Here is a 4,037-nt window from a genome sequence, read left to right on the forward strand (position 1 = left end):
CAGGGCGGCGAGGGCGGCGACGGCGCGTCGCAGGCGTGGTCGGACGGCACGCGCGGGCGTGCGGGTGGTGGCGGTCACGGAGAGGCTCCGATCGGGCTCGGCGCACGTCGTCGTGCGCGGCTGGGCGTGGGCGGGCGGTCCGGACGTCGAGCTGCGCTGCTCGCCGGGTGGGCGTGGCGTCGGACCGGTTCCGGGTCTCGGAACGGCAGCAATCTCTTGCTGCAACTTGCAGCACCGCGTTGCGGGCGAACGTACCACCGGGTCGACGCCGCGGACAGGGGATGAATCCGCGCCGCGGTCCTGCCCCGCCGCCGGGCGCGCGTGACACGATGCGCGCGTGATCGTGGTGACGACGAACGAGATCCCGGGCTACCGCGTGCAGGCCGTGCTCGGCGAGGTCATGGGCCTGACGGTCCGCTCGACGAACATCGGCGGCAGCCTCACCGCGAGCCTGCGCTCCATCGGCGGCGGGGAGATCCCCGAGTACACCACGATCATGTACGAGAGCCGGCACGAGGTGATGCGCCGCATGGTCGACGAGGCCCGGCAGCGCGGCGCCAACGCGATCGTCGCGATGCGGTTCGACACCGGATCCGTCGGGCAGTTCAGCGAGGTGTGCGTCTACGGGACGGCCGTCGTCGCGGAACCGATCCCCGCAGGCGAGGCCGGTGCGACCGGGCAGTCCGCGCACGTCGCCGCGACCACGCCGCCGCCCGCCGGCTGACGCAGGCGCGAAGGGGGCTGACACGCCACGATCCCCGACCGGCGTGCGGTCGAGGATCCTGGCGCCTCAGCCCGGGGTCCGGACGAGGGACGAGCGGTGCAGCATCAGCCGACCCGCCGCCGGTACACGGACATCGCCGCGAGGTAGGCGACGACGAGGATGCCGACGCACCAGCCCAGCGCGACCCAGAGGTCGCTGCCGACGGGCTCGCCCGCGAACAGGTGCTGGATGCTGTCGACGATCGACGTCACCGGCTGGTTCTCGGCGAACCACCGCACGGGCCCGGGCATGGTCTCCGTCGGGACGAACGCGGAGCTGATGAAGGGCAGGAAGATCAGCGGGTAGGAGAACCCCGCGGCTCCGTCGACGGACTTCGCGGTGAGACCGGCGATGACGGCGAGCCACGTGAGCGCGAGCGTGAACAGCGCGAGGATGCCCGCCACGGCGAGCCACGCCCCGACACCGGCCGACGTCCGGAAGCCCATGAGCAGCCCGACGCCGACGATGATCACGACCGTGATCCCGTTGGCGACGAGCGACGTCAGCACGTGCGCCCACAGCACCGACGAGCGGGCGATCGGCATCGAGTGGAACCGCTCGAAGATGCCGCTCTGCAGGTCGGTGAACAGCCGGACGGCGGTGTACGCGATGCCCGACGCGATCGCGATGAGCAGGATGCCCGGCAGCAGGTAGCTCACGTAGCTCTCGCCGCCCGCCTCGATGGCCCCGCCGAAGACGTAGACGAACAGCAGGAGCAGCGCGATCGGCGTGAGCGCCGTCGTGATGATCGTGTCGACGCTGCGGCTGATGTGCCGCAGCGAGCGCCCGGTGAGGGCGACGGTGTCGGCGTAGACGTGGGTGCTCATGACTGGTCCTTCCCGGACTCGGTGGCGGCGTGGGTCCCGACGAGCGCGAGGAAGATCTCCTCGAGCGTCGGCTGCTTCTCGACGTACTCGACGGTCGCGGGCGGCAGCAGCGCCTTGAGCTCGGCGAGCGTGCCGTTCGCGATGATGCGGCCCTGGTGGAGGATCGCGATGCGGTCGGCGAGCTGCTCGGCCTCCTCCAGGTACTGCGTGGTGAGCAGGACGGTCGTCCCCTGCCGGGCGAGGCCCTGGATGACCTGCCAGACCTCCTGCCGCGCCTCGGGGTCGAGGCCCGTCGTCGGCTCGTCGAGGAACAGCACGGTCGGGTGGCCGACGAGGCTCATCGCGATGTCGAGGCGCCTCCGCATGCCGCCGGAGTAGGTCGACACGCGCCGCGAGCCGGCGTCGGTGAGGCTGAACTGCGCGAGCAGGTCGTCCGCGATGCGGCCGGGGTCGTCGAGGTGCCGCAGCCGCGCGACGAGCACGAGGTTCTCGCGTCCGGAGAGGATCTCGTCGACCGCGGCGAACTGCCCGGTCAGGCTGATCGACTCGCGGACGTCGCGCGGTGCGACGGTCACGTCGAAGCCGTTGACGACGGCCGTGCCGCCGTCGGGCTTGAGCAGCGTCGACAGGATCCGCACCATCGTCGTCTTGCCGGCGCCGTTCGAGCCGAGCAGGGCGAAGATGCTGCCCGGCGCGACGTCGAGGTCGACGCCGCGCAGGACGCGGAGGTCCCCGAAGGACTTCTCGGCGCCGCGCACGCGGATGGCGGATGAGGTGGCGTTCATGAGGTGTCGCGTCCCCTTCTCGTGGTGGTGTGCCCGCTCAGCGGGCGTGCTGGACGGTGATGTCGCCCGAGCGCGTGCGCGCCCGGACCGCGACGGTGCGCTCGCCCTCGGCGGGGGCGGCCTGGCCGTCGAGCTGGTTGCGGACGCGCCCGTCCTTCGACGACAGGTCGAGCCACGCGGCGACCCCGCGCCGGACGCCCACGGCCACCTGGCCGTAGCCGCTCTCGACCTGGACCGACCCGCTCGACACCTCGGCGACGCGGACGCTGCCGTAGGCCGTCTTCGCCGTCACCGAGCCGAGCGCCCGGTCGACGTCGAGGTCGCCGTAGGAGAGCTTCGCCTCGAGGTCACCGCCCGACTCCTCGACCTGCACGGCCCCGTGCGAGGCCTTGATGACGGCGTCGCCGCGCACCGTGCCGAGCCGGACGCGGCCGTGGTCGGCGGTGATCTCCGCCGTGCCCTCGACGCGCTCGACGTCGACCACCCCGTGCATGGCCCGGACCCACAGGTCGCCGGTGGTGTCGAGCTGGACGGAGGAGCTCTTGGCGCGGGTGGCACCGAGCCGGCCCACGCTCTGGACGTTGCCGACGGACAGCTCGGCCGTGACACGCGAGCCGGCAGGCAGCTCGACGACGACGTCGACCGAGTCGTTCGGGCCGGGCCCGATCCAGGAGAGTCGCGGCCGCGGCCCGAGGACGGTGAGGCGCCGGCCGTCGAAGTCGACCTTCGTCTCCTCGACGGCGCGACGGTCGTCCGCCTTCGCCGGGTTGGACGGTGCGACGGTCACGACCGTGTCGGTGCGGTCGCTCGCGACGACGCGCAGGTCGCCGACGGGGACGTGGACCGCGAGGTCGATGGGCTGGGGTGTGCTGTACGTGGGCATGCTGACGCCTCTCGTGCTGAGGGTGTGCTTGTCCGGCCCCGCGGGTCCGCGGGGCTGGTGGTGCTCGGAGGTGCGGAGCCGGGCTAGCGGGCCCAGCCGGCGAAGCTGTCGCCGGTGCGCAGCGTGCGCTGCGCGGATCGTCGTTGCTTCGGCTGCAGGGCCGCCGCGATCGCGCGGACGAGCCAGGCGTTGACGGACAGGCCGTCCGCGGTGGCCGCCTCGTCGACGCGCGCCTTGAGCGCGTCCGGCAGGCGGAGCGTGGTGCGTGAGGTGCTGACGTCGTCGAGGTCGACGGGCGCGGTGGTCACCGTGCTCGACTCCTCGGCGTCCGCCTCGGACGGGGGCTGCGTGACGACGAACTCGACCTCGCGCCCACGCAGCCGCACGTCGACCGAGCCAGGTGCGAGGTCACGCGTGATCTCGCCGGCGGCGGCCGACAGGGCGTCGAGCAGCACGAGGCGGGTGGCCGCGTCGAGGCCCGCGGCGAGCCGCTCGGCGACGGCGCGGGTGTCGTCCCCGCCGTGCTCGGCGGCGTCCATGAGCTGACGCTGGAGGTCGCTGACGTACTGCCCGAGTTCCATGACACCTAGCATGACACCATCGTGGTGTCACCGCAAGCATTTGTGGTGTCAGATCGGTGTCATGTGGTGTCAGGCGGAATGCGCGGTGGTGTCACGGCCGGTCGTCGCGTCGGCGACACCGCCGCGCTTCCGCGCCCTGCCCGCGAGGAGCGCCCTCCCGGGCAGGTCGGCGACACCGCCGCGCTTCCGCGCCCTGCC

5 protein-coding genes are annotated in these 4,037 nt (G+C 72.8%); 1 reads left to right on the top strand and 4 read right to left on the bottom strand.

Features of this window, described 5'->3' with window-relative positions:
* Positions 1 to 337 precede the first annotated feature (337 nt).
* The gene (locus HGA02_RS12395; protein ID WP_168679269.1) at positions 338 to 724 is read left to right on the top strand and encodes a heavy metal-binding domain-containing protein; all 387 of its coding nucleotides are present in this window, start codon (positions 338 to 340) and stop codon (positions 722 to 724) included.
* Positions 725 to 828: 104 nt separating this feature from the next.
* Here HGA02_RS12395 and HGA02_RS12400 read toward each other — a convergent pair whose 3' ends face one another.
* The 4 genes from HGA02_RS12400 to HGA02_RS12415 form a co-directional block, all read right to left on the bottom strand.
* Positions 829 to 1,590 carry an ABC transporter permease gene (locus HGA02_RS12400; RefSeq protein WP_168679270.1) on the bottom strand — a complete coding sequence of 254 codons (762 nt, stop codon included), beginning with the start codon at positions 1,588 to 1,590 and terminating at the stop codon, positions 829 to 831.
* Entirely contained in the window at positions 1,587 to 2,375 is a 789-nt protein-coding gene (locus tag HGA02_RS12405; protein ID WP_168679271.1) for an ABC transporter ATP-binding protein, read from the bottom strand. Before HGA02_RS12405 ends, HGA02_RS12400 begins: the two co-directional genes overlap by 4 nt.
* 37 nt (positions 2,376 to 2,412) lie before the next feature.
* Positions 2,413 to 3,258: a DUF4097 family beta strand repeat-containing protein gene (locus HGA02_RS12410; protein ID WP_168679272.1), complete on the bottom strand. Its 846-nt coding sequence runs from the start codon at positions 3,256 to 3,258 to the stop codon at positions 2,413 to 2,415.
* A gap of 83 nt (positions 3,259 to 3,341) precedes the next feature.
* A complete protein-coding gene (locus tag HGA02_RS12415) occupies positions 3,342 to 3,839 on the bottom strand; it encodes a type II toxin-antitoxin system HicB family antitoxin (protein ID WP_168679273.1) in 498 nt (165 codons plus the stop codon).
* Between the last annotated feature and the right edge of the window lie 198 nt (positions 3,840 to 4,037).

Origin of the sequence: Cellulomonas septica, from assembly GCF_012396155.1 — a bacterium.
Classification (GTDB): Bacteria; Actinomycetota; Actinomycetes; order Actinomycetales; family Cellulomonadaceae; genus Cellulomonas; species Cellulomonas septica.